The sequence below is a fragment of the Fusobacterium perfoetens genome (genome assembly GCF_021531475.1).
Lineage (GTDB): Bacteria > Fusobacteriota > Fusobacteriia > Fusobacteriales > Fusobacteriaceae > Fusobacterium_B.
On record NZ_JADYTX010000089.1, the window covers coordinates 1 to 248 of the forward strand.

Annotated in this window: 2 tRNA genes; both read left to right on the plus strand. The window is 50.8% G+C overall.

The window, feature by feature from the left end:
* Positions 1-92 precede the first annotated feature (92 nt).
* Positions 93-169 (plus strand) — tRNA-Ile (locus I6E15_RS10120).
* A 3-nt stretch (positions 170-172) separates the two neighbouring features.
* A tRNA-Ala gene (locus I6E15_RS10125) sits at positions 173-246 on the plus strand.
* The last annotated feature ends 2 nt before the right edge of the window (positions 247-248 follow it).

The following is a 248-nucleotide window of genomic DNA, read 5'->3' on the forward strand; positions in this document are numbered from 1 at the left end:
CGTAACAAGGTATCCGTACGGGAACGTGCGGATGGATCACCTCCTTTCTAAGGAGCAATACATATTCTCTATTCTATTGATAGTGTTCTTCTGCGTTTGTAGCTCAGGTGGTTAGAGCACACGCCTGATAAGCGTGAGGTCGGTGGTTCGAGTCCACTCAAACGCACCATATGGGGATATAGCTCAGTTTGGGAGAGCGACGCACTTGCACTGCGTAGGTCAGCGGTTCGATCCCGCTTATCTCCACC